This is a genomic window from Streptomyces sp. NPDC041968 (assembly GCF_055589025.1).
This window is the reverse complement of record NZ_JBVJCB010000002.1, coordinates 586,350-613,260: the sequence shown is the minus strand read 5'-3', so window position 1 is coordinate 613,260 and position 26,911 is coordinate 586,350. Positions and strand designations below refer to the sequence as shown.

Genomic DNA, 26,911 nt, shown 5'->3' with positions numbered 1-26,911 from the left:
TGCGCTGCCCGGGCCGGGAACGGTGTCGCGCCCCCGCGGTCGGCCGACGGCGCCCGACCGCACGACAGACGACGCGTCACAGATGAAGGAGAACCCGCATCCATCCCCGTCAAGTGAAGCCCTCCCGACCCTCCGCACGGTCGAAGGCGGTGACCCGTGGGACACGCTGACACCCTGCTCGCCATGGGCGGCGCCTTCCTGGCCGCCGCGTTCCTCGCCCGCCTCGGCGGCAGGATCGGACTTCCGACGATTCCGCTGTTCATGCTCGCCGGCATCCTGCTCGGTCCCCACACACCGGGCTTCGTCCTGGTCGAGGACGCGCACGACTTCGAGATGCTCTCCGCGCTCGGACTGGTGCTGCTGCTCTTCTACCTCGGCCTCGAGTTCCACCTCGACGACCTCAAGAGCGGCGGCAAACGGCTGCTGACCGCCGGCGGCGTCTATCTGCTGCTCAACGTCGGCGCCGGTCTGGGCTTCGGATTCGTCCTGGGCTGGGGTGTGCGGGAGGCGCTGGTGCTCGCCGGCGTGCTCGGCATATCCTCCTCCGCGATCGTCACCAAGATCCTCATCGACCTGGGCCGGATCGGGCGGCCCGAGACCCGGTTGATCCTGGGCGTCATCGTGGTGGAGGACATCTTCCTCGCGCTGTACCTGGCCGCCCTCCAGCCGGTCATCGCGGGTGCGCACGGTTTCGCGGACACGGCCGTGCAGGCCGGGAAGGCCTTCGGCTTCCTGCTGGTGCTCGCCGCCGCGGCCCGCTACGGCACGCGGCTCGTGGGCCGGCTGATCGCGACCCGGGACAACGAACTGCTGGTCATCAGCTTCCTCGGGGCGGCGGTGCTCGTCGCGGGCGTCTCGGAGGTCCTCGGCGTCGCCGACGCCATCGGCGCCTTCATGGTCGGCCTCATCCTCGCGGGCACCCCCTCGGGACCGCGAATCCGGGAACTGGTGCACCCGCTCCGGGACGCCTTCGCGGCCATCTTCTTCTTCGCGTTCGGGCTCGCCATCGACCCCGGCGACCTCGCGTCGGTCGCCGGCCCGGTCGCGGCGGCCGCGGCTCTGACCATCGTCATGAACGTCGTCGCCGGACTGTGCGTGGCCCGGGTGTACCGCTACGGTTCCGAACCCGCCGCCGAGATCGCGACGACCCTGGTCGCGCGCGGGGAGTTCGCGCTGATCCTGGCCGCCATGGCCGCGGGGGCGGGGCTGGACGGACGGCTCGCCCCGTTCATCGCCGGGTACGTCCTCGTCCTCGCCGTCCTCGGGCCCGTCTTCGCGGGCCGGGCGCACCTGCTCGCCGGTGCCCTGCGGGCCGCCGGGCGGCTGCTGCCCGGTGCCAAGGGAACGGCCGCGGTGCCGGGAAGCCGCTCCGGCGACGGTGACGGCGAAGGCGACGGCGACGACGCGGTGAAGGGCGGCTCCACTACGCCCGCGTCGGCCTCCGCCGGCGCCTCCTCCGCGCAGCCTGCCGAGGCCGAACGGTAGAGGTCCGGGACGGGGAAGCACGTCGGTGCGGGGCCGGTGTCGCGCTCCTGGACGGAGCGCCCCCGTCCCGCGCCAGGCCGCGGAGCTGCCACCCGGGGCCGGGTCTCCGCGGGGCCGTGGACCGGCGTCCGGCCGGCGCGACCCGCGCGGTCGTGGCGCCGGCCCGCCGTGACCGGTTGTCACCCCGGCCGGTACGGCGCTCGGCACCCCGGTGGGACAATCCTTCCGCAGGACCGGTGTCCGACGCCGTGGTCGGAGCCGTCCGGGACCGGAGGGAGTCGTCAGGATGATCGAGTGGGTGCCGCTGAGCCACGGCGTGAGACCCGTCCCCCGCCCGGTCGGGGCTCCCCTGGTGTGGGCGGGCGCGTTCAGCGGCGCCCTCGTCCTCGTCACGCTCCTCAACGGCACCGTGGGAGTGGGCCGTCCCGGACTCGCGCTGGCCGTGCTCTCCCTGCTGGCGGCGCTGCTGGGCATCTGGGCGCGGTTCACCGCGGCCCCCGGAACGGCCCTGCTGTGCTGGCTCTCCCTGAACGGCTTCGCCGTCCCGCCCGCCGGCACGCTGACCTGGACGGGCCGGCGGGACGCGCTGTGGTTGGCCTGTCTGCTCGGCGCGGCCCTCGTGGGCACGGCGCTGGCCCGCCTGGTCCACGCCCGGGCCGCCTACCGCCGGCTGACCACGGCGTCCGGCCCCGAGACGACGGAGCCGGGCGCGGGGCCCCTCGACCTCTGACCCGTGCCCGGCCGCCTCCGACCCGTACCCGGCGGGCGGTCGGGGCCTGCCGAGGAAGGCCCCGCCGGAGGTTCGGCGGAGCCTTCCCCGACGTCCGGATCAGGCCGTGTGCAGGGTCAGCCCGTAGCGGTTCAGGATCTCGTTGACCGGCTGGAACCAGGTCTCCCCGCCGCTGGAGCAGTTCCCCCAGCCGCCCGAGGTGACGCCCTGCGCCTGGTCACCGCTGAGGAACGAGCCGCCCGAGTCCCCGCCCTCGGCGCAGACACTGGTCTTGGTCATCTGGCGCACCGCGCCCTGGCTGTAGTTGACGGTCTCGTTCTTGGCCAGCACCGTGCCGCAGTGCCAGCGGGTGGTCGAGCCGGAGCGGCAGATCGAGGCTCCGACGGGTGCCTCGTTCGAACCGCGCACGAGCTGGTCCGGCACCGTTCCCCAGCCGAGCACGACCGGCACCGTCCACCAGCCGCTGCCGACGCTCACCCAGGCGTAGTCGTTCTCCGGGAACGACGAGCCCTGGAAGGTGCCGATGTACGAGCGGTCCCAGCCGCTGACCCCGGCTCCCGTGCCGCCGCAGTGCCCGGCGGTGACGAACCCGCCGTGCACCGAGAAGCCGATGGAGCACCGGACGTTGCCGGTGTAGTACGGGTCGCCGCCGACGGTGCCCGCCGCGAAGGTCCGGGGAGCCGACGGCACCGACCGCACCGTGACGGGCCCGGCCTCGCGGGCCCGGTCCACGAACCGCCGGACATCGTTGTCGGAACGCTCGCCGGCGACCACGTCGACGACCACGGTGTTGGCGGACGGGTCGACGCGCCAGCTGCTGACGCCGGCGGGCGCGTCCAGGCGGTCGATGCGTGCCATGGCCGCGTCGAGCTGCCGTGCGCTGTGCTCGACGGTGCGGACCTGCGCACCGGTGGCACCGACCGCCCGGACCGTGGCGGCGGGCGCGTCCGAGGTGAGGGCGACGGTCAGCCGCCCTGTCGCCGCGTCGAACCAGGATCCGCCGAAGGCGCCCCCGGCGGTCCGGCGTGCGGTGGGTTCGAGGGCGGTGGCGCGGCGTTCGGCCGCCAGCCGGTCCTCGGCCTCGGCCCGGGTGAGTCCGAAGTCCCGCTCCATGGCGTCGAGGAGGCCGGTGGAGGCTGCCGGGGCCTTCGTGGCGCCGGTGGGGGAGTCGGCCGCCGAGGCCGGCAGGGTGCCGACCGCGGTGAGGCTGCCGAACAGAAGGAGGCCGGCCAGGCCGAGGTGCCTGAGTCTGCTGCGTCTCACAGGAGTTGCCCTTCGTCGTTCCAGCTAGGTGGGGGTGGAACAACCGCGTTCTGAGAGCGCTCTCATCGGGTTGCTCCGAGCGTAGCCGGACCACATCGACAGGTCCATGCCAATGCAGGGCCTTTCCGTACGGCGTCCGGACCGGCCGGCAGAAGGAGGCGCGGGAAACCGTCCCCGCTCACCTCCCCGGCGGTCCGAGCCGCGCCGGGGCTTCCGCGGCCGGGCGCATCCGGGAAGTCGGCCGGTTGGCCGGTGCCGTACGGGGCACTCAGTGCTGCGTCCTCGCAGTGACGGTTACTGGGCGTGGGAGGCACGCGTGGCGGTGCGGCATCGGTTGGTCCAGGCGAGCCCGCAGGCGGTGTGGGACGTTCTCGCGGACGGCAACGAGTACGCGGACTGGGTGGTGGGCACCTCGGACGTCACCCCCAAATCCGGACGGTGGCCGGAAGTCGGCGCGACGATCGAGTACGAGGTCCGGCTCGGGCCGGTGCGGCTGCAGAACGAGTCGGTCGTCCGGCACTGCGAGCCGGGCTCCGTGCTGGAGATCGAGGCCAAGGCGGGCGTGCTCGGCACGGCACGCATCGCCATCGAACTGCGCCCCTGGGGCGAGCAGTGTCTCGTCATCGTGGACGAGCACCCGCTGCGCGGCCCCGGCGGCCTGCTGCACAACGTGGGGGTGGAGGCGCTGATCCAGGTGCGGCACCGGGCGATGCTCGCGAGGCTCGCGAAGCTGTGCGAAGCCGAGGCGGGGGAGCAGCGCCGGCCGGACCCGGCGGACTCGCCCGGCTCCGTGAGGTTCGAACCGGGAGCCGGTCATGCCTGACGCGGTCGTGATCGGCTCCGGACCCAACGGCCTGGTGGCGGCGAACCTGCTCGTGGACGCCGGCTGGAGCGTCGAGGTCCTGGAGGAGCAGCCCGAACCCGGCGGGGCGGTGCGCCATGACAGCGAGGTCGCCCCCGGCTTCGTCAACGACCTGTTCAGCTCCTTCTACCCGCTCGCCGCCGCCTCCCCGGTCCTCGCCGGGCTGCGCCTCCAGGACCACGGACTGCGCTGGGGGCACGCCCCCCATGTGCTCGCCCACCCCCTGACCGACGGCACCTGCGCCGTCCTGGACCGCGACGTCGCCACCACCGCCGCCTCCCTGGACGCCTTCGCGCCCGGGGACGGCGCCGCCTGGGACCGTCTGCACGAGGTCTGGGACCGCTACCGGGCCGACATCCTGGACGCCCTCTTCACCCCCTTCCCGCCGGTCCGGGCCGGTGCCCGGCTGGCGCTGCGGCTGCGCGGCGGGGGCGGGCTTCGGCTGGCGCGCACCCTGGTGCTGCCGGTGCGGCGCATGGGCGAGGAGGAGTTCCGCGGCGAGGGCGGAAAACTGATCCTGGCGGGCAACGCCCTGCACGCCGACCTCGCGCCCGAGGCCGCCGGGAGCGGCGGTTTCGGCTGGTTGATGTCGATGCTCGGCCAGACCTACGGCTTCCCCGTGCCGGTCGGCGGCTCGGGCGCCCTCACCGCCGCGCTGGTGCACCGGCTGCGGGCCCGCGGCGGCACCCTCCGGTGCGGGCAGCGCGTCGAGCGGGTCCTGGTCCGGAACCGGCGCGTGGCGGGCGTGCGCACGGCCGGCGGGGAGACGGTCACCGCCCGGCGCGCCGTCCTCGCCGACGTGTCCGTGCCCGCGCTCTACGGCGGGCTCGTCGCCCCGGAGCACCTGCCCGACCAGGTCCTCGCCGACCTGCGGCGCTTCGAGTGGGACTTCGCCACCTTCAAGGTGGACTGGGCCCTGGACGGCCCGGTGCCCTGGCGGTGCGAGGACGCGGCACGGGCCGGGACCGTGCACCTGGCCGACGGTCTCGACGAGCTGACCCGCTTCGCCGCCCAGATCGCCATGCGACAGGTCCCCGACCGTCCGTTCTCGCTGTTCGGGCAGATGACCACCACGGACCCGTCCCGCTCCCCGAGCGGCACGGAGTCCGCGTGGGCCTACACCCACGTCCCCCACGACATCCGGGCCGACGCGGGCGACGAGGGCATCACCGGCAGCTGGGACGCCAAGGAGCAGGAACTCATGGCCGACCGCGTCGAGCGCCAGGTGGAACGCTTCGCGCCCGGCTTCCGCGGCCTGATCCGGGCCCGCCGGATCCTGGCCCCGCCGACGCTCCAGGCCATGAACGCCAACCTGGAGGGCGGCGCCATCAACGGCGGCACCACCGCCATGCACCAGCAGCTCGTCTTCCGGCCCGTGCCCGGCACCGGACGGCCGGAGACACCGGTGACCGGTCTCTTCCTGGCCTCGGCGGGCGCGCACCCGGGCGGCGGGGTGCACGGGGCGCCCGGCGCCAACGCCGCGCGCGCCGCCCTGCGCCAGCACCGCTTCGCGGGCCTCGCCCGCGCGCAGCGTGCCCTCACCCGTCGCAACCGCATCGGCGACAAGCGGTGAGACGCCCGCCCGCGACACCCGTGTTCCCGGAGGAAGGGTCGGCCCGGTGACAGACAGCCCGCTGCACCACCGCATCGTCGTGGTGACCGGCGCCGCGCGCGGACTGGGTGCCGCCCTGGCCCGCGCGTGCGCCGACCGGGGCGCCCGGATCGCGCTGCTCGGCCACGAGAAGCCGCGGCTGGACGACCTGGCGGCCCGACTGCCGACGCCGGCCGTCGCCGTCGAGGTCGACGTCACCGACCCCGTCGCGCTGGACGCCGCCGCCCACGAGGTCCGCGAACGCCTGGGCACGCCGTCGGTGGTGGTGGCGAACGCCGGCATCGCCGAGGGCGGACCCTTCGGCACGTCGGACCCCGCCGAGTGGAGCCGCGTCGTCGACGTGAACCTGACCGGCAGCGCCCACACGGCCCGCGCCTTCCTGCCGGACCTGCGCCGCACCGCGGGGTACCACCTCCAGATCGCGTCGCTCGCCTCCCTCGGCGCCGCCCCCATGATGAGCGCCTACTGCGCGTCGAAGGCGGGTGTGGAGGCCTTCACCCACTCACTGCGCGCCGAGGTGGCCCACCACGGGATCGCCGTGGGCATCGCCTACCTCAACTGGATCGACACCGACATGATCCGCGACGCCGACCGGTACACGGTCCTGCGCGAGCTGCGGGCGCACATGCCGGCTCCGGCCCGCCGCACCTTCCCGGCTGAGCACGTCGCCGCCCGGCTGGTGCGCGCCGTGGAGCGCCGCCGCACGGCCGTGTACGTGCCCGGTTGGCTGCGCCTGGCGCAGGTGGGGCGTACGACCCTGCCGCCGATGGTCCTGCGCCTGTCCCGGCACGAGCTGCCCCGGCTGGAGGCGGAGGGTGCCATGGACCGCACCGGCCCGCTCGGCGCGGGCGGGCTGGCCGACCACGCGGAAGGGGCGGGGGCGTAGAGCCGTGGACGCGCCGGGGCGCCGCCCTGCCCCCGTACCCGCCCCCCGGTACCCACCGGCGCGCCCGCGGGGCACGGCTGCCGCGCCTTCCGGGACGGGACGAGTGTCCGCCGGGCGGGTGACTGCCGGGCGGGAACGGGCCCGGGCGGCGTCGGTCCCGAGGCGGCGGGGGAAAGCATGGCGCCGAGTCACCCCAGTGGCCCGTGGCCGCCGCCGGACGGTGCATCCACCGAGCGCCGCCCGGCCGAAGTAGCCGCAGCAGCCACCGTGCCCGGCACGGCTCACGCCGCGGCCGACGACGAGAGGACCCGGGATGCGCCCCAGCACCGCAGACGACGGCGGTCGACAGCCGCGTGAGCGGCAGTCCGCCGGAAGGGGCCCGCGATGACCCGGACGGTTCCCGGACGCACCGACCACGTCGTGGTCGTCGGAGCCGGGCTCGCGGGGCTGTCGGCCGCGCTGCACCTGCTGGGCTCCGGGCGACGGGTGACGGTGGTGGAGCGCGACCCGCTGCCGGGCGGCCGTGCCGGGCGGCGCGAGCGGGGCGGATACCTGTTCGACACGGGCCCGACCGTCCTGACGATGCCCCATCTGGCCGACGAGGCGTTCGCCGCCGTCGGCGACCGGTTGGCCGACCGGGTGGAACTGATGCCCCTGCACCCCGCCTACCGGGCGTGCTTCGCCGACGGCGGGACGCTGGACGTGCACACCGAGGCGGCCGCCATGGAGGCCGAGGTCGAACGCTTCGCCGGCGCACGCGAGGCCGCCGGGTACCGGCGGCTGCGCACCTGGCTGCGGGAGCTCTACACGGTGCAGATGCGCCGGTTCATCGACGCCAACTTCGACTCGCCCTTCGGCCTGCTCACCCCCGACCTGGCCCGGCTCGCCGCGCTCGGCGGCTTCGGCCGGCTGGACGCGCGCATCGGACGCTTCCTGTCGGACGAGCGCCTGAAACGGGTCTTCTCCTTCCAGGCCCTGTACGCCGGGGTCGCACCGGCCCGGGCGCTCGCCGCCTACGCCGTCATCGCCTACATGGACACCGTGGCCGGCGTGTACTTCCCGCGCGGCGGCATGCACGCCCTGCCCCGTGCCATGGCCGCCGCGGCCGTCGACGCCGGGGCCGACCTGCGCCTGGGACAGGACGTCACCCGTCTGGAACGCTCCGGCGACCGTGTCACCGCGGTCGTCACCGCCGACGCGCGCATCCCGTGCGACGCCGTCGTCCTCACCCCCGACCTCCCCGTGGTCCACCGGCTGCTGGGGCGCCGCCCGCGCCGCCCGGTCGGGCTGCGGCACGCCCCCTCCGCTGTCGTCCTGCACGCCGGCACCACCCGCACCTGGCCGCACCTGGCCCACCACACGCTCTCCTTCGGCGCCGCGTGGCGACGGACCTTCGACGAACTCACCCGGACCGGCACCCTGATGACCGACCCCTCCCTGCTGATCACCCGCCCCACGGCGGGCGACGCCTCCCTGGCCCCCGAGGGCCGCCACCTCCACTACGTCCTCGCACCGTGCCCCAACACCGACATCGGCCCGGACGCCCGGGCCTGGGACGACCTCGCGCCCCGCTATCGCGACCACCTGCTCACCACCCTCGAACGCCGGGGTCTGACCGGCATCGCCGCCGCCATCGAGGAGGAATGCCTGGTGACACCGGCCGACTGGACCGCCCAGGGGCATGCCGCCGGCACGCCCTTCTCGGTGGCCCACACCTTCGCGCAGACGGGCCCCTTCCGCCCCCGCAACCTGGTGCGCGGCACCGAGAACGCGGTCCTCGCGGGCTGCGGGACCACCCCGGGCGTCGGAGTGCCGACCGTGCTGATCTCCGGGAAGCTGGCCGCCGCCCGCATCACCGGAACCCCGGCACGCCGTACGGCGTCGAAGGGCGGCCCCCGGTGACCCGGCGCGAACTGGACGCCGCGGGCATCACCGACCCCGCCCTGCGTGCCGCGTACACCCGCTGCCGGCTGCTCAACGCCCGGCACGGACGCACCTACTTCCTGGCGACCCGTCTGCTGCCCGCCGACCGCAGACCGGCCGTGCACGCGCTGTACGGGTTCGCGCGGTGGGCCGACGACATCGTCGACGACATGGGCGCCGAGGCGACGACCGCCGAGCGCGCGGCCACCCTCGGACGGCTCGAAGGGCAACTCCGGCAGGCGCTCACCGGCAACCGGCCGGCGGACGAGCCCGTGGTGGTCGCCCTGACCGACACCGCCGCCCGGTACGGCATCGACCCGGCCCACTTCACCGACTTCATGGCCTCCATGCGCAGCGACCTCACGGTGACCGACTACCCCACCTACGACGACCTGCGCGCCTACATGCACGGCTCCGCCGCCGTCATCGGCCTGCAGATGCTGCCCGTGCTCGGCACCGTCACCCCCCGCGCCCGGGCCGCCCCGCACGCCGCCGCACTGGGCCTCGCCTTCCAGCTGACCAACTTCCTGCGGGACGTGGGCGAGGATCTCGACCGGGGGCGCGTCTACCTCCCGGCGGACCTGCTGGCGGCACACGGCGTCGAGCGGGACCTGCTGCTGTGGAGCAGACGGACGGGGCGCCACGACCGGCGCATCACCGCCGCGCTGCGGGCCGCCGAGGACCTCACCCGCGCCGTCTACCGCGAGGCAGCCCCCGGCCTGGACATGCTGGACCCGGTGGCACGGCCCTGCATCCGCACCGCCTACGTGCTGTACCGCAACATCCTGGACTCGATCGCGCGGGACGGGTACGCGGTACTGCACCGGCGTGCGGTGGTGCCGCGTCGCAGGCGCGCGGTCGTCGCCGCCGACGGGCTCGCCCGGGTGCTGGCCGCCCGGCTAGGAGCGCGGGGCGCCGCCGGCCACCGGACACCGCCGGTGACGTGCAGGAACGACGCCTGCTCCGCGAAGGAGGCCGGATGAGGCAGGACCCCGCCCCCCGCCGGGGGCGCTACCCCCTGCGGCTGCGCCGCCGCCCCGTGCCCTGGCAGCACCAGCGGCCGACCTGGCGCGAGGCGCGCCCCGCCCTCATCGCGGGGGCGCTCAAGCGCGCCCTGGCCCGCCCCTCGGGCAACTGGTACGTCCTGGGCGCGAGCACCGACGTACGGCCCACCCGCCCGCTGTCCGGCACGGTCGCGGGCGTCGAGGTCGTCGTCTGGCGGGACGCCACGGGGCGTCTGGTGGGCGGACCCGGCGCCTGCCCCCACCTCGGGGCCCCGCTGGCCGACAGCCCGGTGCGGTGCGGCACGCTCGTCTGCCACTGGCACGGACTCGCCCTGGAGGGCACCGCGTTCGCCGGCTGGGAGCCCTTCCCGGTGCACGACGACGGCGTCCTGGTGTGGGTGCGGCTGGACGCGGTGGGCCAGGAGCCCGCGACACCGGCGCCCGTCCTGCCGGTGAGGCCCGCGCGGGCGACGTCCCTGACCTCCGTCTGGCAGGGGGTCGGTGTCTGCGAACCCGAGGACGTCGTCGCCAACCGGCTCGACCCCTGGCACGGCGCCTGGTTCCACCCGTATTCCTTCGTGGACCTCACCGTCGTCGGGGCGCCCGGTGACGGCGAGGACGACGACCGCTTCGCCGTGGACGTGTCCTTCCGGCTCGCCGGACGTCTGGTGGTGCCCGTCCGGGCCGAGTTCACCGCCCCCGAGCCCCGCACCGTCGTCATGCACATCACCGAGGGCGAGGGCACCGGGTCCGTCGTGGAGAGTCACGCCACGCCGCTCGGCCCGGACGAGCAGGGCCGGCCGCGCACCGCGGTCGTCGAGGCGGTCCTGGCCACCTCCGACCGGCCCGGCTTCCCGGTGGCCCGCCGCCTGGCACCGGCCCTGCGCCCGCTGATGCGCGCCGCCGCGGGCCGTCTGTGGCGCGACGACCTCGCCTACGCCGAACGCCGCAGGCAGCTGCGCGACCAGGGCCGGTTCCCCGGCTGACCGGACAGGAGCAGCATGCAGACCTTCCTCCCGCACCCGGACTTCGCGGAGTCCGCGCTGGCCCTGGACCGCCGCCGGCTGGGCAAGCAGCGGGTCGAGGCGCTCCAGGTGCTGCGCGGCCTGACCGTGCCCGGCTACGGCTGGCGCCGGCATCCGGCGGTGCGGATGTGGACGGGCTACGAGGAGGCACTGGTGCGCTACGGCCTGGAGGTCTGCCGGGTCTGGCGGGAGCAGGGCCACCAGGACAGCTGCGCGGCCTCACTCGTCGCCGGTCTCGCCGTGTGCCGTCCGGGTGAGCCGGTGCGGGACCAGCCGGAGCTCGCGCGCGCCGGGGAGTTGCCGCCCTGGCTCGGGGACGAGGCCTTCCACCGCAGCCATCGCTCGGCACTGGTGCGGAAGGAACCCGAGGTGTACGCCGAGCTGTTCCCCGGCGTCCCGGACGACCTGCCCTACGTGTGGCCGGCCTCGGACCGGACGGGCGGGACGGAGGAGGCGGGGGAGTAGCAGGATCAGGCCTGCTGCCCGCCGGCCAGTTCCTTCATGTCGACGGTCTGGTCGGCCGGCGGCTGCTCGGGGCTCACCGGCTTGCCGTAGTCGCTGAAGGTGACGCTGCCCGGGTTCTCGCCGCCCTCGGTCTCGGTCCTGAGGATGTAGGGCTCCCCCTCGGTGGCGACGTACAGCGCGAGCGTCTCGCCGGAGCTCTTCTCCTTCGTCAGCTTCAGCGCCTCCTCGCCGTTCACCTCCGTCGTGTCGCCGCGCTCCATGCCCTGGCGCTCGGACTTGTCCTCGTCCATGGCGGCGACGAAGCCCCGCTTGTCGCAGACACCGGCGGCAGCGGCGTCGTTCGCCGGCATCTTCACCCACTTGCCCTGGAGCCGGGGGGCCATCTTCCGCGCCGCATCGGGCTGCTGCTTCAGGGCGTTCCGCCAGTACTGCTCGTCCCCGCGCAGGAAGAGGGTCGCCTCGGTGTGCCGCACGTCCGCGCGGGTGTCGGCGGCGCCGATGGTGCCCTGGCAGTTCTTCTCCTGGTCGACCGAGACGTCGATGGTGACGGTGCTGCCGTCCCCCAGGCGGGTGTCGCCCTTCACGTGCATGGACTTCGCCTGCCGGGTGGCCTCGACGGCCTTCGCGGCGATGTCGTCGGCGCTCTGCCCGTCGAACGGCTTGCTCTCGCCACCGGAATCGCCGCCGCAGCCCGCCAGTAGGGCGACGGAGACGCTCGCGGTCGCCACAGCGGTCGCTACCTTGATGCCGCGCACTGACAGCCCCTTCCCATGTCTGTTCATAACCGTCAAATCCCTTGGTCTGCCGATGTGTTGGCACCGGGACGTTCCGAATACCCCGAATACCCGCGACATGCACGTGAGGGAGGATCGGTGATGACCGTGTGAGGGCCGGCGGCCTCGATTGGTCCCCGAAGCCGCCCCGGAAGTGGACCCCGTGCGGGGCCGTCGCGCTCCCTAGCGTCGTCGTCATGAACGCCACCACCACGCGCGGAGCCCTGCTCGCCGCGCTCGCCTGTGTCCTCGTCGGAGGCTCCTTCACCGCCAACAGCCTGCTCGGCGACTATCCGTACGCGGGGGGCCAGTTCCTGCGCTACGGCCTGGCCTTCCTGCTGCTGGTCCCGTTCGCCGGCCGGGGCGCGGCGGCCCGGCTGCGTGCCCTGGGCGCCGACCGGTGGCTGCGCCTCGCACTGCTCGCGGCCGTCGGCATGGTCGGCTTCAACCTCGCCGTGCTCGCTGCGGAACGCAGCGCGGAGCCGGCGGTCCCCGGCGTCTTCGTGGGCTGCGCCCCCGTGGTCGTCGCGGTCGTCGTCCCGCTGCTGGACGGGCGCCGGCCGCAACGCGTCGTGCTGTACGGGGCGTCGCTCGTGGCCCTCGGGGCCTTCACGGTCCAGGGCTGGGGGCGCACCGACGGCGCGGGCATCGCCTTCTCCGTGTGCGCCCTGGTCGGGGAGGTCGGTTTCGCCGTCCTCGCGGTGCCCGTACTGCGGCCGCTCGGCCCCCGGTTGCTGTCCACGGTGGTGTGTGGCGTCGCGGCGGCCGAGTCGGCGGTCGTCGGTGTGCTGGCCGACGGCGCCGGCTGGCTGCGACGGCCGGACACCGCCGAGACCGGGGCGCTGCTGTGGCAGGCGGTGGTGGTCACCGTCGTCGGGTTCGTGTGCTGGTACATGGGCATGCAGCGGATCGGCGCGGAGCGGGCCACGCTGTACTCCGGCCTGATCCCGGTCGCCGCCGCCTGCACCGCGCCGCTGGTCGGCACGGGCTCCTACGGCGCCCCGCAGGCCGTGGGCAGCGCCCTGGTCTGCGCCGGTGTCGCCCTGGGCTCGGGCGTGTCTCTCCGCCTCGCCCGCCGGGGCGGTGCCCCGGCGACGCGTCAGCGGACCTCGGAGCGCTCCTTGGAGAGGCTGTAGAGGTCCTTCGAGGTGGTGATGAGCTCCCGCCGCTCCTGCCGGGAGCCGACCATGGGCTGCGAGCCGTTGAGCGGCACCTGGGCGCTCTCGGGCAGGAAGCGCACGGTCACCAGGCCGATGACACCGGCCACCATCAGGTAGAAGGCGGGCACCAGGTCGTTGCCGGTGACGCTGACCAGCGCCTCGGTGAGCAGCGGAGTGGTGCCGCCGAAGGCCGCGACGGCGAAGTTGAAGCCGATGCCCATGGCCGCGTAGCGCACGGCCGTCGGGAACAGGGCGGGAAGGGTCGCGGCGCTCGGCGCGGCGAAGCAGGCCAGCAGGGTGGACAGCAGCAGGACACCGGCGACCGGCGTCCAGGTGCCGTCCGCCCTGAGCAGCAGGAAGGCCGGTACGGCGAGGACGATCATCGCGACGGCTCCCACGGCGTACAGCGGGCGGCGGCCGACGTGGTCGCTGAGCCGGCCGAGGAAGGTGATCAGCAGCACGATCCACACCATGCCGATCAGCACCAGCACGTCGGCGAAACCGCTGGAGCGGCCCAGTGTCTCCGTCTGGTACGTGGGCAGGTAGCCCGTGACCATGTAGTTGGTGACGTTGTAGAGCAACACCAGGCCCATGCAGATCAGCAGCGGGCGCCAGTGGTCCTTGATGATGGTCTTGAACTCGCTGCCCGCCGACTCCTGGGCGAGGCTCTTCTCGTGCTCGTCGAGCTGCTGCTGGAAGGCGGGGGACTCCTCCAGCCTGAGCCGCATGTACAGGCCGATGAGGCCCAGCGGACCGGCGATCAGGAACGGGACGCGCCAGCCCCAGTCGAGCATCTGGCCGTCGGTCAGCAGCAGGTTCAGCACGGTGACCAGCGCCGAGCCGAGCGCGTAACCGACGAAGGTGCCGAAGTCGAGCCAGCTGGAGAGGAAGCCGCGCCGCCGATCGGGTGAGTACTCGGCGACGAAGGTGGTGGCGCCGCCGTACTCGCCGCCGGTGGAGAAGCCCTGGAGCATACGGGCGAGCAGCAGCAGGATCGGGGCGGCGATGCCGATGCTCGCGTAGCTCGGGATGAGGCCGATGGAGAAGGTGCCGATCGCCATCAGGATCATGGTCGTGGCGAGGACCTTCTGCCGGCCGAGACGGTCGCCGAGCGGGCCGAAGACGAGGCCTCCGATGGGGCGCACGACGAAGGCGGCGGCGAAGGTCGCGAAGGACGAGACGACCTGGGCGGTCGGGGAGGCGTCCGGGAAGAACACCTTGCCGATGGTGGCGGCCAGGTAGCTGTAGACGCCGAAGTCGAACCACTCCATGCAGTTGCCGAGCGCCGAGGCGCCGACCGCGCGCTTGAGGAGGGGCCCCTCGACGACCTGGACGTCCTCCTCGCGGAAGGCCCGCCTGTTGCGACGGAGCCGACGGGTCAGCTCCTCGCGCACCTGCCGCGGCATGTTCGCGACCGTACTCGGAATCCTCGCCCGCCCCAGGGGACCGGACCCGTCGTCCGGCTTCGCGTCCTCCACGCCGTCGCCTCTCTCTTGCCTCACCATGATTCGCCTGAGCGAATTCTGTGCCGCAATGATCGTTCGGCGCATGCCGGAGCTGCTGCCGGGGTGCGCGCCCGTCACACGCGGGGGCCCCGGCGGACGTCCGCCGGGGCCCCGTACGTGCGCGGGTAGGGCTCAGGGCTGTACGGGCATGCTCCAGCAGTTGGAGCCCGCCGGCTCCCCGGAGAGCCGGTCGGTGAGCCAGGAGATGGCCTTGCCCTGGTCTGCGAGGAGCGGGGCGAAGTGGTTGAGCAGACCGCTGCCGACGCCCGGCAGCACGACCGGGTCGTAGGTGACCTTCGCGCCCGCGCCGCACCAGTCGACGGCCAGTTGGCGGGACTGCCCGTGGGGGACCAGGTCGTCGCTGACGCCGGTGGCCACGCGCACGGGCCCGGCCGGCTTGAGCGTGCCGATCCGTTGTTCGGCCAGGAAGGCCTGGAGGGTCGGCTCGGCCCGGATGATGTCACCCAGCGACTGCCCGGTCTTCGTCCATGCCGTGCTGCTGTCGCCCCCGTACGCGAAGAGCGCGTCGCCGACGCACATGGTCGACAGGTCCTTCAGCGCCGCCTCGCCCGCGGTGTTCACGTACCGCTCGGCGATGGGCCGCAGGGCGGGCTCGGTCTGCAGGAAGCCGTTGAGCGACCACCCGAGGGCGCCCGCCAGGTCGCTGCCGTCGATCGCCTCGGTGACCTTCGTCAGGTCGGCGGGCGGAGCGCCGGCGTAGGTGCCCGCCAGCGGGACGTCGGGTGCGTAGGACGGCTGGAGTTCGGCCGCCGCGGCCGTCGCCCCGCCGCCCTGGCTGTACCCGAACAGGCCGACGCGGGAGTCGGGGGTGACCGACGCCGAGTCCAGGGAGCGTGCGGCGCGCACCGCGTCGAGCACGGCGTGCGCTCCGTCCACGCGGTTGACGTAGGTGTGCAGCCGGTCGGTGGTGCCGAGGCCGACGTAGTCGGTGACGACGACGGCGACACCGCGCAGCAGCAGCCGGTAGACCGACAGGTCCTCGTAGCCCACCGAGACCGTCTCGCCGTTGAGCAGCAGCGGGTGTTCCAGGGCCATGGAGGCGGCGCACTGGTCGCCCTGGCCCATGGTGCCGGGCGCGACGGCGACCAGGGGCCGGGGCCCCTCGCCGCGCCACTTCGCGGTCGGCTCGATGTAGGCGCCGGTCACGGCGACCGGTTCGCCGTTGGCGTCGGTGGACTTGTACATCATCCGGGTGGCCCGCCCGGGGAGCGGGCCGCCCAGGCTGGGCAGGCTGAGCGCCAGGCGCAGCGGCTCGCTGCGGATCAGCGCGCCGTCGGCGCCCGGCAGCGTGGACGGCGGGGTGTAGAAGGCGGGGATCTCGACGCCGCGGGACACCTCCGCGGTACCGGTGGCCGCCCCGTCGGCCGCTGCGGCCGGGACGGCCTGGGCGCCGAGGGCGAGTGCGACGGTGACCGCCGCGGCGAGCGTGCGGGGGCGTGGGGGCATGGCGAACCTCCTGGGGAAGGGCCGGAACCGGTCGTCCGCGGTCCGGGGGAGAGAGGGCCGTGGTCGCGCTGCTCCTGTGGGGTGACGGGACCGTACCCGGCCAGGCGTTACCGTGGGTAGCACCATGCTCATTACGGTTGAGTAACTTGACGCTTCGTCTAACAGCGGTGACCGAGGACCCGCGGTCGGCGCGGCGGCTGCAGAGGAGGTTCGGGACGTGCGAGGCGTCGACCGGGCGAGCGTCCACGCCGACCGGAACGCTCACGTTGAGGGTCTGGTGGGCGACGTCGCCGGTGGCGGTGGCGGTGGTGGTGGAGCCGGGCGCCCGTGGCCGGACCCTCCGGGACGCGGACGGCGTCCACCACGGCGTCGCACCGGCCACGACCGTCGACCCGACGGCGGCCGTCCGGTACCCGCGGCACCTCCGCGAGGCCGCCTGGTGGTCGGCGAACAGACCGCGCGGTTCTCGGGGCGGGGCCTGCTCGGCCGGGGCTTCGCCGGGCGGCGGACCCGCACCCCAGAGGCCGGCCGCGCCCAGGACGCGATGGTGCGAACCAGGACGCCCGACTTCGGGAGCGGCCGGATCTGCGGCGGCCTCGGGTGACGGGCCGGGTCTGCGGCTACCGGCGGCTGCGCACCAGGAGGTACAGGAAGTACGGCGTGCCGATGACCGCGGTCATGAGGCCCGCTCCCAGCTGGGCCGGGGCGATCACGGTGCGGCCGATCAGGTCGGCCGCGCACACCAGCGAGGCGCCGAGCAGGATCGCGACCGGCACCACCCGCGCGTGCCGGCGGCCCACGAGGGCACGTGCCGCGTGCGGGGCCACGAGCCCGACGAACGCGATGGTGCCCGCGCAGGCCACGGCCGTCGAGGTGAGCACGACGCTGAGCACCAGGAAGCCGAGGCGCCCCGGGGCCAGCCGCAGGCCCAGCAGCCGCGGGGTGTCCTCGTCCAGCGAGACCAGGTCCAGCTCGGTGCGCCGCGCGACGGCCACCACGATGCCGATCGCCAGCGCGCCGGCCACCGGCGCGATGTCCGGCATCGTGCGCCCGTACGTCGAACCCGACAGCCAGGTCAGCGCCTTGGTGGCGTTGAACGGGTCGGTGAGCACGATCAGCAGACTGATGAGCGCCGTGGTCGCGGCGGCGACGCCGATGCCGACCAGGACCAGCCGGTTCTGCTGGAACCCGCCGCGGGCGGCGAGCCCGAAGACCAGGGCCGCGGTGAGGCCGGACCCCGCGAACGCGGCGCCGGCCACCCCCCAGGTCCCGGCGACCGGCGCGGTGGTCACCAGGATCACGGCGCCCAGCGCGCCGCCGCCGGTGACACCGAGGACGCTCGGTTCGGCCAGCGGATTGCGGGTGACCGCCTGGACCAGCGTGCCGGCCAGGGCGAGCGCCGCACCGGCGGAGAGCGCGGCCAGCACCCGGGGCACCCGGGTGTCCAGCACAAAGGACACGGTCCGTCCGGCGTTGCCCTGCGCCCAGTTGACGACGTCACCGAGGAGCAGCTTGCTGTCGCCGACCAGCACGGCGGCGATCACCAGGCCGACCAGGACGGCCGTCAGGGCGGCCACGGTGGCCAGGAAGACGGTCCGGCTCGGGATGCGCAGCCGGTCCGGGGCGCCGGACCCGGCGGTGTCCCGCAGCCGCAGCGCCATCGCGACCAGGAAGACGGCGCCGACCAGGCTGGTGACCACGCCGGTGGGCACCGCCACCGACAGGTCGTCCTCGATCAGCGACCGCAACAGCACGTCGGAGCCGAGGACCAGGGCCATGCCGGTCAGCGCCGCCGCCGGCATCGCGACGCGGGAGCGGGCGAAGCCGCGGAAGTGCCGGGAGAGCGGACGGATCAGGGCGGGCGCGCACAGGCCGACGAATCCGATGGGCCCGGCGAGCGTGACCGCGGCCGCCGACAGCAGCGCCGCCAGGACCACGACGGTGACCCGGGTGGCGCGGACCGGGACGCCCAGTCCCCGCGCCGCGTCGTCGCCGAGGGCCAGGGCGTCCACCCGACGGGCCGTCAGCATCAGGCCGACCAGTCCGACGAGGGCGATGGGCAGCATCTGGAGGACGCCGTCGAAGCCGTTCTGGGCGATGCTGCCCTGGTTCCACTGGTAGAGGCCCTCGGTCTGCTCGGGGAAGAGCAGGAGCAGGCCCTCCGTCATGGAGTTCAGGCCCAGCATCAGCGCGGTGCCGGCGAGGACCAGCCGGACGGTGCCCGTGCCGAGGCCGGAGAGCCCGAGCACGACGGCCGCCGCGAGCAGTCCGCCGAGGAAGGCGACGCCGGAGGAGGCGATCATCGGCAGCGAGACGCCGGTGGCGCCGGCGAGCCCGAGCGCCAGGTAGGAACCGGCGTTCACGGCCAGGGTGTCGGGGGAGGCCAGCACGTTGCGGCTGACCGCCTGGAGCACCGCCCCGGCCGTCCCGAGCGCGGCGCCGACCAGGAGGCCGGCGGTCATCCGGGGCAGCCGGGAGGCGACGACGACAGACGCGTCGTCGGGGTCGGCCTGTCCGGTCAGGGCCTTGAACACTTCGGACGGGCCGACGGCGGCGGTGCCCTGGGCGATGTCGACGACGGCCAGGGCGGCGACCAGCAGGACGAGCCCGGCCGTCACCGCTGCCGCGCCCGACCGGGGCGTGGGAGCCTTCGTCGAGGGACGGGCAGCGGGTTCGGTTGCGGTGACGGCCATGGCCTCGCTACTTCGTCAGCGCGCCGACGAGGGCGTCGATGTACGCCTCCATCGACCCGGGACCGCCGAACATCCAGATGCCGTCGTCGAGCCGGTGCACGTCGCCGGCCTTGACGAAGGGCAGGGACTTCCACACCGAGTTCTTGGTCAGGGCGCCGGTGAACGGGGTGGCGCTCGGGTCGTCGTCGTTGCCGATGTAGGCGAAGTGCACGTCCTTGGGCAGGGCGGTCAGGCCCTCCACGTCGGTGGTCCCCAGGCCGTAGGCCTCGTCGCCCTTCACCTTCCAGGCGTTGGTCAGGCCGACCGCCTCGTTGACCTCACCGAGGAGCGAGGTCGCGGTGTAGGGGCGGATCGAGACCTGGTTGGAGGCGACGTAGCCGTCCGCGAAGGCGATCTGCTCGCCGGCCAGTCCGGCGTCGGCCAGTGCCTTCTTGCCCTCGGCGACCTTCGCCTCGAAGCCCTCGCGCACCGTCTTGGCCTGGTCGGTGGTGCCGGTGGCCTTGGCGATCAGGTCGACGTTCGTGAGCATCTGCTCGATCTGGCCCGCGCCGTCGGCGGACGTCACCTCCAGCACCGGGGCCACCTCGCGCAGCTGCTTCACCGCGGCGGGGGGCAGGTCGGTGGTGGCGACGATGAGGTCGGGGGCCAGGGAGGCGACGGTGTCCATGCTCGGCTCGCCGCGCGTGCCGATGTCCTTCGGCTCGTTCTTCAGCGGTACGGCGCTGTCCCAGGTCTTGTAGCCCTTGACGTCCGCGACGCCGACCGGGTCGACACCCAGGGAGACGAGGCTCTCGACGACGTTCCACTCGGTGGCGACGACCTTGGTGGCCGGGCCGTCGAGCTTCACCTCGGTGCCCTTGCCGTCCTTGAGCGTGATGGCCTCGGAGGCCTTCTTCTCGGACTTGTCGGCGGCGGGTTCGGTGGTGCCGCAGGCGGCGAGGGTGAGCGCCGCGGCGGTGGTGGCGGCCGCGGTGAGCAGGAGGCGTCTCATGAGGTGGTGCCGAGCCTTTCGGTACGTATGTGGTGGCGGCCGATCGGGCGGGTGCGCAACCGGCCGGTGAGGGGGTCGGTGTCGACGTCGATCCGGATGCCGTAGACGGCCGTCAGCCGCTCGGGCGTCAGGACGTCCTCGGGCGTGCCGTCGGCGACGATCCGGCCCGCTTCGAGCAGGGTGATCCGGTCGGCGACGGCCGCGGCCTGGTCGAGGTCGTGCAGCACGACGCCGACGGCGATGCCGTGGACGTCGGCCAGGTCGCGGATGAGGTCGAGGAGTTCGACCTGGTAGCGCAGGTCGAGGTAGGTGGTGGGTTCGTCCAGGAGCAGTACGCCGGTCTCCTGGGCGAGGCAGCTCGCGAGCCAGACCCGCTGCAACTGCCCCCCGGAGAGGTGGTCGGCGCCGCGGTCGGCGAGGCCGTCGACGCCGGTGAGGGCCAGCGCCCGTTCCACGGCGGCCGGGCCGTCCGGGTCCGGCCGACCCCAGCGCCCCCGGTAGGGGTAGCGGCCGAACTCGACGACGTCGCGCACGGTCAGGCCGCCCGGCGTCGGGCGGCCCTGGGTCAGCAGGGCCACGTACCGCGAGAACTCACGGGACGTCAGCGCCATGCCGTCGGTGTCGGCGTCGATCCGCAGCGTCGCGCTGCGGGCCCGCTGGAGCCGGGCGACGGTCCGCAGCAGCGTCGACTTGCCGCTGCCGTTCGGCCCCACCAGGACGGTCACCTCGCCGGGCCGCAGCCCGATCGCCGCGTCGTGCACGACGTCGGCACCGTCGTACGCGACGGTCACGCCCGTGGCCGAAAGCTCATGTCCGCGCAGGCGGCCGCCGCCGGCTTCGTCTTCACCAGATCTCACGTGGCGAAGGTTAGCCTAACCTAAAAAGGGCTGGTAGAGGCGGGGCTCACACGGTGCCCCGGCGGCTGTGCGGCGGGCGGGCCGACCGGGCCCCCGGTTGGCTCAATTCGCCTGCCAGGTCTGGGGTTTCCACACGCCCGACCGGTTCAGGGACTGCGGGCAATGGAGGTAGATCTCGTCGATCCGCAGGACCAGCGCGAGGTCCGGTCGGCGCCCGTCCCGGGCCATCGCGTCGAAGAAGGGCGCGTCGGTCAGGATGCGGGCCCGACCGTTCACGCGCAGCACCTCCTTGCCGCCCGGGACGAGGTACAGCAGGCCCGCGTGCGGGTTGTCGAGGATGTTGTGGAAACTGTCCCCGCGCCGGTTGCCCGGCCGGTCCGGCAGGACGAGGGTGCCCGGGTCCAGGACGTGCGTGAAGCCCGGCGCGTCGCCGCGGGGCGACACGTCGCAGTTGCCCGCGGTGTCGGAGGTGGCCAGCAGGCAGAAGGGGGAGCGGGCCAGGATGTCCAGATCCGCGTCCGTGAGCCGGTCGTGCACCTTGTCGATGACGACGGGCCAGGGCTCGCCCAGCAGTTCGCGCAGCTCGGCCCGCGAGCCGAGTTCGGCCCAGCCCTCCTCGTTGACGGTGCCCGGTCGGTCTCCGGTCGCGTCGATCGTGTGCGGCAAGGAAGGCTCCAGAGGTTCGTGCCGCCGGGGGTGTCGAGACCCGGCCGTTGGTTGCACAGAAAACATTATCCGATGTTAGGTTACCCTTACCTAACCTCGGAATGGAATCTTCCGGTGCGTTGGGCCGCCCCCGTGCCTTCCCGATGACCCGTCCATGCGCCAAGCCCCACCCGCCCGGCCCGGGCACGCCCCCCTCGCCCTCGGCGGCGACGTCGCCCGCGCGCTGGGCCGGCGCGTCGTCGTCGCGCGGCGGCTCAGAACGCGTACCGGACGCGCAGCCAGGGCGTGTGAGCCTCGACCAGCGCACGGAGCCGGGCGACCGCGTCGGCTTTGACGCCACCCCGGTACCGCACGTTCAGCGCACCGTTCTCGGACCGCTTGGCCTGCTGGAGGTCCGGTCGCCACAGCACTTCCTCGGCGCGCGGGTGCCAGCCCAGGTTCACCTCGTGCAGCTCCCGGTTGTGCGTCAGCATGATCACCTCGGCGGCGGCCTGCCGCTTGACCCGGGCAGGCAGGACGTCGTCGAGGTGGCGCAGCAGTTCCGCCCAGGCCTCCTCCCAGCCCGGCCGCAGGACGACGGGGGAGAGGTTGAAGTGCACCTCGTAGCCGGCGTCCAGGAAGTCGGCCGCGGCGGCGATCCGCTCGGCGACCGGTGAGGTGCGCAAGTCCAGCAGCCGGGAGTCCTCGGGCGGCATCACGGAGAAGCGGACGCGGGTACGGCCCCGGGGGTCGAGGGCCAGCAGGTCGGGATTGACGAACTTGGTGGCGAAGGACGCCTTGGCCGTCGGCCACTGTCGGAAGGCATGGACCAGATCCGCGGTGTTGTCGCAGATCAGGGCGTCCACCGAGCAGTCGCCGTTCTCCCCGATGTCGTAGACCCAGGCCTCGGGGTCGCACTGGTTCGGCTCCGGCTTCGGGCCCTGCCGGGCGATGTGCCGGCCGATGTGGGCGATGATCCGGTCGATGTTGGTGAAGACCGTGACGGGGTTGGCGTACCCCTTGCGCCGGGGCACGTAGCAGTAGGCGCAGGCCATCGCGCAGCCGTTGGAGGCGCCGGGGGCGATCCAGTCGGCGGACCGGCCGTTGGGCCGGGTGGCCGGCGCCTTGCGCTCGCCCAGCACCAGTGTCTCGCCCTTGACGCGCACCCAGCGTTCCACGTTCCCCTCGTTGCCGTGCAGGCCGGGGATGCGCCAGTGCGAGTCGACCTCGATCACCCGGGCGTCGGGGAACCGGGCCAGGACCTGTCGGCCGCGTTCGGACGCCGCCGCCGCCGGTTCGGCGTGGATCTCCCGGACCGGCAGCAGACGGCGCGCGGTCGCCGAGTCCCGGAAGAGCGGTCCGGTGGGGGCGGGGGCCGGCGGACCGGGGACGAGCGCGTCCAGGCCGAACAGGGTGCCGGAGCCGTCGTCCGGCGCGGAGGACGGGTCGTGCATGGGGTCTCCGGTGCGCTGGTGCGGAGGGACCGGACGGTGGTGCCGCGGTCCCCGTCCCTCCACTGTACGAAGCGCGCGGCGACGGCGGCCGTGTCACGCGGCCCGTCGGGGGCATACGCGTTCCACGGCACCGCCCCGGTGCCCCCGACCCGAAGGGATGTACACCGTGCTGGCCATCATCGCGGCGGTCCTGTTCCTCATCGCCTGGCTGATCAACGCGGCGGAGGTGTCGACCAACGACGTCTTCACCTCCACCAACGTCATGCTCGTCGGCCTCGCCCTGCTGGCCCTGCACGTCGCCGGCATAGGCAGCGGCTGGGCGGCCCGGGGGCGCCGCCGCTGAGCCGCCGCCCGGACCCGGTCAGGGAATGCGGGCGACGCCCGCGTAGATACCGCTCTCCTCCGGCGCGGGCCGCTCCTGGTCCGCGCCGCACCATTCGGTGGCGGTGACCAGCCCGGGCGGCAGCAGCTCAAGTCCGTCGAAGAAGCGGGCCACCTCCGTGCGGGTGCGGAAGCCCAGGCGGATGCCGCCCTTCGCGTACTGGGCGATCACCTGCTCCGCCAGCTCGGGGAAGATGTCGATCGCGGCGTGCGACAGGACGAGGTGGCTGCCCGACGGGAGCGTCTCGACCAGCCCGCGGACGATGCCGTGGGCGTCCTGGTCGTCCGGCACGAAGTGCATCAGGGCGATCAGCGACAGCGCGACGGGGCGGTCGAAGTCCAGGATCTCGCGGGCGCGCCGCACGATCTCCGCCGGCTCGCGCACATCGCCCTGAATGTAGTCCGTGGCCCCCTCGGGGCTGCTCACCAGCAACGCCTCCGCGTGCCGCAGCACGATCGGGTCGTTGTCGGCGTAGACGACCCGGGCGGCCGGAACCGTCCGCTGGACGATCTGGTGGAGGTTGGGCTCGGTCGGGATGCCCGTGCCGATGTCCAGGAACTGGTCGATGCCCCGGGCGGCCAGGTGGGCCACGGCGCGGTTCATGAAGGCGCGGTTCTGCCGCGCCGCGGCCCGCGCCTCGGGCGGCAGCGTCTCGCCCACCGCCTCGTCGACGGGGTAGTTGTCCTTGCCCCCCAGCAGCCAGTCGTAGACCCGGGCCGGGTGCGCCCGGCTGGTGTCGATGTGGGGAGGCTCGGAATGGTCCGTCGTCATGGCAGGCTCCGTGGTCCGGGAGGTGACGCATCGCCGCGATTTTCGATCATCGTACTGCTCCGCGGAGGGTGCCACGGGCCGGGCGTGCGGCCGGAGTTGACGGCCAGACGGGATCACTCGGCGGCCCGGCGCGCGGGGCGGGGCGGACGGTAGGCCCACTTCCGGTCCGCGTCCGTGATCTCGCGTGTCACCCGCGCCGGGTTCCCGGCGACGACGACCATGGGCGGCACGTGGGCCGTCACCACACTGCCCGCGCCGACCACCGATCCCCGGCCCACGGTGACCCCGGGCATGAGCAGCGCGCCGGCCCCGATCCACACGTCGTCCTCGATGCGCACCGGCGCCGAGAACTGCGTCCCGTCCCGGCGCAGGTCCGGGTGGACGGGGTGCCCGGTGGTGCTGACGGTCACGTGCGGGGCGAACATCACCCGGTCCCCGACGAGGACCTCCACGTCGTCGACGAGGGTGAGGCCGAAGTTGGCGTAGACGTCGTCGCCCAGGTGCACACGGTTGCCGTAGGCCACGTGCAGCGGCGGCTCGATCCACACGCCGCTGCCCACGGAGGCGAGCAGCTCCTCCAGGAGGGCCCGGCGGCCCTCCTCGTCCCGGGCCCCGGTCCCGTTGTAGGCGTCGGCCAGTTCCTTGCCCCGCAGGCGTTCCTGCGCCAGCCCCTCCAGGCCGGGCGCGCCGTCCGAGTACAGCTCGTGCGCCGCCATCCTGCGGCGGACCTCCCTCTCGCGCGGGTCGGTCGTCATACGTCCTCCTCCGGACGGTGCGTGCGGGTCGGCCCCGACCGCACCGCCTCCCGGGAGGCGGTGCGGTCGGGGCCGCGGGTGCCGTGAGAGGTGTCAGCCGGTGTGCCCGGTGGTCACGTCGGTCACCGTCCATCGCTGGTTGGCGCCGGAGTTGGGCGGCCACGTCGTGACGGCGGCGCCCTCGTGCGTCGCCTGGCCGCCGACTTCGAGCAGACGCCCGGTGCCCGCGTTGACCAGGGTCCAGGTGCCGTCACCGGTGGACGACATGATCCACTCGGCGGCCCGGTCCCGCTTGCCGGTGTCGGGTTCGGCCACCGGGACGTCGTCGCGCACGGCCAGCCGCGTCCCGTCCTGCGGGTTGGTGAAGACATGGCGGTCGAGGACGCCGCTGTCCTGACGGACCGCGCTCAGTCGCCACCGCTGGGCGCCCGTGCCGGCCTCGGTGCCGAGGACCAGGTCCCGGCCGTTCTCCCCGACGGTGACGGCCTTGCCGCTCTGGACGCCGGTCAGGGTGTAGGTGTGCCCCTCGCGCAGCGGGGCGGCGTCCTTCGCGACGCCGGAGACACCCTTGATCGCGAAGGAGGTGACGGACCGGGCCGGCACGGTGACGGTGGCCGTGCGGTCGCTCACCCTGACCGGGGCCTGCCGTACGAGCTTGCCGTCGGCGCTGGTCACGACCGGGGTGACGGTGGCCCCGCGGCGTACGTCGCGGAACTTCGTCAGGTCGACGGTGACCGTGCGGGCCGCGTCGGTGCGGTTGACGTGGACGAGCGAGGCGCCCTTGCCGTCGCGGGTGACGGCGGCGGCGCTGGAGGTGTCGTCCGTCCTGATCAGCCGGTCGCCGGGCTTGATGAAGTGGGTGAAGTTGCGGGCGGTGTCGAACTTGGTGTTGGTGCGGATCGGGCAGGTCTCCAGGGTGTCCTCGGCGGTGCAGTCGAACGGGAGCTGGATGCTGCCCCAGTTGCCGCCCTTCGCCGACTCTCCACCGGGCTTCATGTTGTCGTAGTCCTCGACGGGCTGCCAGAACACCCAGGCGCGGGGCTCCAGTTCGCGCAGGTCGTCGACGATCTGCTGGGCGAGGCCGAGGCCGGGCCGCATGTCCTCGAAGTCCTGGCCGTCCCCCCAGTCGCCGCCGACCTCGCTCATCCACAGCGGCTTGTCGGCGGCCTTGGCGAGGTCCCGCACGGTGGTGCGCTGCCCGGTGCCGTAGGTGTGGACGTTCATCTGGTCGACGAGGCCGCGTTCGGTCTCGTCGTAGGCACTCCAGTTCCGCGCGAACGTGCCCGGGTTGGTCTCGTCCATCGCCGAGATGCCCGCCCCGACCTTCGCCTTCCGCAACGCGGGGGCCAGGGCCCGCAGGACCTGGCGCTGCAGCTCGGGCCCCATGTGGGCGCCCTCCTGCCGACCGCCGACGGGTTCGCCGTCGGCACCCAGCCGGGTGCCCCAGTACGGGGTGTTGGGCTCGTTGAACGGGTCGACGGTGTCGACCTCGATCCCCTCGGCACGCTCCAGCCGCCGGGTCGCCCCGGCCACGTAGGCGGCGAAGTCGTCGACCGACTCGGGCTTCAACTGGTCGGCCGAGGCGTCGAAGCCGCCCGAGACGTAACCGCTGACGGTCATGAACCAGGGCGGGGAGTTGCTGAACGTCTCCCAGTGGTCGATGTCGTCCTTGATGCGCTCGACCCACCAGCGCTGGGTCGCGTCGGCGTCCTCGTTCCAGTCGGCCGGGTCGTCGGCGCTCCACCAGCCGGTGTCCTCGCGGGTGGTGCCCGCGGGCGCCTTCCACCAGCCCTCCACGGCACCGCCGGCCCGCAGGTAGTCCCGCACGTCCGGCGCGTTGCCGCCGCCGATGTTGTAGCGGGCGATGTTCAGCCCCAGACCGTCGTCGTCGAAGAGGAGCCGGGCCAGCTTCTCGCGGATCTCCGGCGGGTAGTCACCGGTGGCGTTGGCGAACCAGACCAGGCTGGTGCCCCAGCCCTCGAACCTCTCCTGCCGGTACGACGGGTCCGGCCGTACGGTGACCGAGGAGGTGGCCGTCGCGGGTTCGGCCTGGGCGGGAACGCTGATCAGGGCGGCCCCCGTGGCCAGGGCGGTGAGGGCGGCGGCCCCGAGGAGGCGTCTGCTGCGGGTACGGCGTGCCATCGTGTGCTCCCAACGGGAAGGTGTGGACGCTGCGGTGGCCCCTGCCGCCGACGTCCGGGCA

At 73.9% G+C, this 26,911-nt stretch carries 23 protein-coding genes; 11 read left to right on the top strand and 12 right to left on the bottom strand.

What is annotated here, in order from left to right; genetic code table 11:
* Positions 1 to 156 precede the first annotated feature (156 nt).
* On the top strand, positions 157 to 1,485 hold the full coding sequence (locus tag ACZ6EG_RS07875) for a cation:proton antiporter (protein WP_469602578.1): 1,329 nt from the start codon (positions 157 to 159) through the stop codon (positions 1,483 to 1,485).
* 286 nt (positions 1,486 to 1,771) lie between these two features.
* The gene (locus tag ACZ6EG_RS07870) at positions 1,772 to 2,215 is read left to right on the top strand and encodes a hypothetical protein (protein ID WP_384698153.1); all 444 of its coding nucleotides are present in this window, start codon (positions 1,772 to 1,774) and stop codon (positions 2,213 to 2,215) included.
* 99 nt (positions 2,216 to 2,314) lie between these two features.
* Here the strand turns inward: ACZ6EG_RS07870 and ACZ6EG_RS07865 are convergent, their stop codons facing one another.
* Positions 2,315 to 3,478, bottom strand: a complete 1,164-nt coding sequence (locus ACZ6EG_RS07865) for a S1 family peptidase (protein WP_391969067.1) — start codon at positions 3,476 to 3,478, stop codon at positions 2,315 to 2,317.
* Between the two features lie 316 nt (positions 3,479 to 3,794).
* Between ACZ6EG_RS07865 and ACZ6EG_RS07860 the strand changes: the two genes are divergently transcribed.
* The 7 genes from ACZ6EG_RS07860 (at position 3,795) to ACZ6EG_RS07830 (ending at position 11,255) form a co-directional block, all read left to right on the top strand.
* Entirely contained in the window at positions 3,795 to 4,301 is a 507-nt protein-coding gene (locus tag ACZ6EG_RS07860; RefSeq protein ID WP_391969066.1) for an SRPBCC family protein, read from the top strand.
* Positions 4,294 to 5,913 (top strand): phytoene desaturase family protein, encoded by a 1,620-nt coding sequence (locus ACZ6EG_RS07855; RefSeq protein WP_391969065.1) that lies wholly within the window; start codon positions 4,294 to 4,296, stop codon positions 5,911 to 5,913. The genes ACZ6EG_RS07860 and ACZ6EG_RS07855 overlap by 8 nt, the downstream gene beginning before the upstream one ends.
* Before the next feature lie 46 nt (positions 5,914 to 5,959).
* On the top strand, positions 5,960 to 6,838 hold the full coding sequence (locus ACZ6EG_RS07850) for an SDR family oxidoreductase (protein ID WP_391969064.1): 879 nt from the start codon (positions 5,960 to 5,962) through the stop codon (positions 6,836 to 6,838).
* Between the two features lie 384 nt (positions 6,839 to 7,222).
* The gene (gene crtI, locus ACZ6EG_RS07845) at positions 7,223 to 8,740 is read left to right on the top strand and encodes a phytoene desaturase family protein (RefSeq protein ID WP_391969063.1); all 1,518 of its coding nucleotides are present in this window, start codon (positions 7,223 to 7,225) and stop codon (positions 8,738 to 8,740) included.
* A complete protein-coding gene (locus ACZ6EG_RS07840) occupies positions 8,737 to 9,744 on the top strand; it encodes a phytoene/squalene synthase family protein (RefSeq protein WP_469602574.1) in 1,008 nt (335 codons plus the stop codon). Before crtI ends, ACZ6EG_RS07840 begins: the two co-directional genes overlap by 4 nt.
* Positions 9,741 to 10,751 carry a DUF5914 domain-containing protein gene (locus tag ACZ6EG_RS07835; protein ID WP_469602571.1) on the top strand — a complete coding sequence of 337 codons (1,011 nt, stop codon included), beginning with the start codon at positions 9,741 to 9,743 and terminating at the stop codon, positions 10,749 to 10,751. Before ACZ6EG_RS07840 ends, ACZ6EG_RS07835 begins: the two co-directional genes overlap by 4 nt.
* Before the next feature lie 15 nt (positions 10,752 to 10,766).
* Positions 10,767 to 11,255 carry an MSMEG_6728 family protein gene (locus ACZ6EG_RS07830; RefSeq protein ID WP_356609564.1) on the top strand — a complete coding sequence of 163 codons (489 nt, stop codon included), beginning with the start codon at positions 10,767 to 10,769 and terminating at the stop codon, positions 11,253 to 11,255.
* A 5-nt stretch (positions 11,256 to 11,260) separates the two neighbouring features.
* On the opposite strand, the gene ACZ6EG_RS07825 is transcribed toward ACZ6EG_RS07830, so the two are convergent.
* Positions 11,261 to 11,983: a hypothetical protein gene (locus ACZ6EG_RS07825; protein ID WP_391969060.1), complete on the bottom strand. Its 723-nt coding sequence runs from the start codon at positions 11,981 to 11,983 to the stop codon at positions 11,261 to 11,263.
* A 242-nt stretch (positions 11,984 to 12,225) separates the two neighbouring features.
* Between ACZ6EG_RS07825 and ACZ6EG_RS07820 the strand changes: the two genes are divergently transcribed.
* A complete protein-coding gene (locus ACZ6EG_RS07820) occupies positions 12,226 to 13,164 on the top strand; it encodes a DMT family transporter (RefSeq protein WP_391969059.1) in 939 nt (312 codons plus the stop codon).
* On the opposite strand, the gene ACZ6EG_RS07815 is transcribed toward ACZ6EG_RS07820, so the two are convergent.
* The 7 genes from ACZ6EG_RS07815 to ACZ6EG_RS07785 form a co-directional block, all read right to left on the bottom strand.
* Positions 13,128 to 14,594: an MFS transporter gene (locus ACZ6EG_RS07815; protein WP_469602568.1), complete on the bottom strand. Its 1,467-nt coding sequence runs from the start codon at positions 14,592 to 14,594 to the stop codon at positions 13,128 to 13,130. The two genes, ACZ6EG_RS07820 and ACZ6EG_RS07815, sit on opposite strands and share 37 nt — an antisense overlap.
* Before the next feature lie 231 nt (positions 14,595 to 14,825).
* Positions 14,826 to 16,160 carry a lipase family protein gene (locus ACZ6EG_RS07810; RefSeq protein ID WP_469602565.1) on the bottom strand — a complete coding sequence of 445 codons (1,335 nt, stop codon included), beginning with the start codon at positions 16,158 to 16,160 and terminating at the stop codon, positions 14,826 to 14,828.
* Between the two features lie 620 nt (positions 16,161 to 16,780).
* Positions 16,781 to 18,853, bottom strand: a complete 2,073-nt coding sequence (locus tag ACZ6EG_RS07805) for an iron ABC transporter permease (RefSeq protein WP_469602562.1) — start codon at positions 18,851 to 18,853, stop codon at positions 16,781 to 16,783.
* Positions 18,854 to 18,860: 7 nt separating this feature from the next.
* Positions 18,861 to 19,844 carry an ABC transporter substrate-binding protein gene (locus tag ACZ6EG_RS07800; protein WP_391969055.1) on the bottom strand — a complete coding sequence of 328 codons (984 nt, stop codon included), beginning with the start codon at positions 19,842 to 19,844 and terminating at the stop codon, positions 18,861 to 18,863.
* Positions 19,841 to 20,701 (bottom strand): ABC transporter ATP-binding protein, encoded by an 861-nt coding sequence (locus ACZ6EG_RS07795; protein ID WP_391969054.1) that lies wholly within the window; start codon positions 20,699 to 20,701, stop codon positions 19,841 to 19,843. The genes ACZ6EG_RS07800 and ACZ6EG_RS07795 overlap by 4 nt, the downstream gene beginning before the upstream one ends.
* Before the next feature lie 102 nt (positions 20,702 to 20,803).
* A complete protein-coding gene (locus ACZ6EG_RS07790) occupies positions 20,804 to 21,367 on the bottom strand; it encodes an MSMEG_1061 family FMN-dependent PPOX-type flavoprotein (RefSeq protein ID WP_391969053.1) in 564 nt (187 codons plus the stop codon).
* 254 nt (positions 21,368 to 21,621) lie between these two features.
* Positions 21,622 to 22,800, bottom strand: coding sequence for a spore photoproduct lyase family protein (locus ACZ6EG_RS07785; RefSeq protein ID WP_391969052.1), 1,179 nt, complete (start codon positions 22,798 to 22,800; stop codon positions 21,622 to 21,624).
* 157 nt (positions 22,801 to 22,957) lie between these two features.
* Between ACZ6EG_RS07785 and ACZ6EG_RS07780 the strand changes: the two genes are divergently transcribed.
* Entirely contained in the window at positions 22,958 to 23,143 is a 186-nt protein-coding gene (locus ACZ6EG_RS07780) for a hypothetical protein (protein ID WP_053126814.1), read from the top strand.
* An 18-nt stretch (positions 23,144 to 23,161) separates the two neighbouring features.
* On the opposite strand, the gene ACZ6EG_RS07775 is transcribed toward ACZ6EG_RS07780, so the two are convergent.
* The 3 genes from ACZ6EG_RS07775 to ACZ6EG_RS07765 form a co-directional block, all read right to left on the bottom strand.
* On the bottom strand, positions 23,162 to 23,953 hold the full coding sequence (locus tag ACZ6EG_RS07775; RefSeq protein WP_391969051.1) for an SAM-dependent methyltransferase: 792 nt from the start codon (positions 23,951 to 23,953) through the stop codon (positions 23,162 to 23,164).
* Between the two features lie 113 nt (positions 23,954 to 24,066).
* Entirely contained in the window at positions 24,067 to 24,708 is a 642-nt protein-coding gene (locus tag ACZ6EG_RS07770; protein WP_391969050.1) for a sugar O-acetyltransferase, read from the bottom strand.
* Positions 24,709 to 24,801: 93 nt separating this feature from the next.
* Positions 24,802 to 26,850 carry an RICIN domain-containing protein gene (locus tag ACZ6EG_RS07765; protein ID WP_391969049.1) on the bottom strand — a complete coding sequence of 683 codons (2,049 nt, stop codon included), beginning with the start codon at positions 26,848 to 26,850 and terminating at the stop codon, positions 24,802 to 24,804.
* Between the last annotated feature and the right edge of the window lie 61 nt (positions 26,851 to 26,911).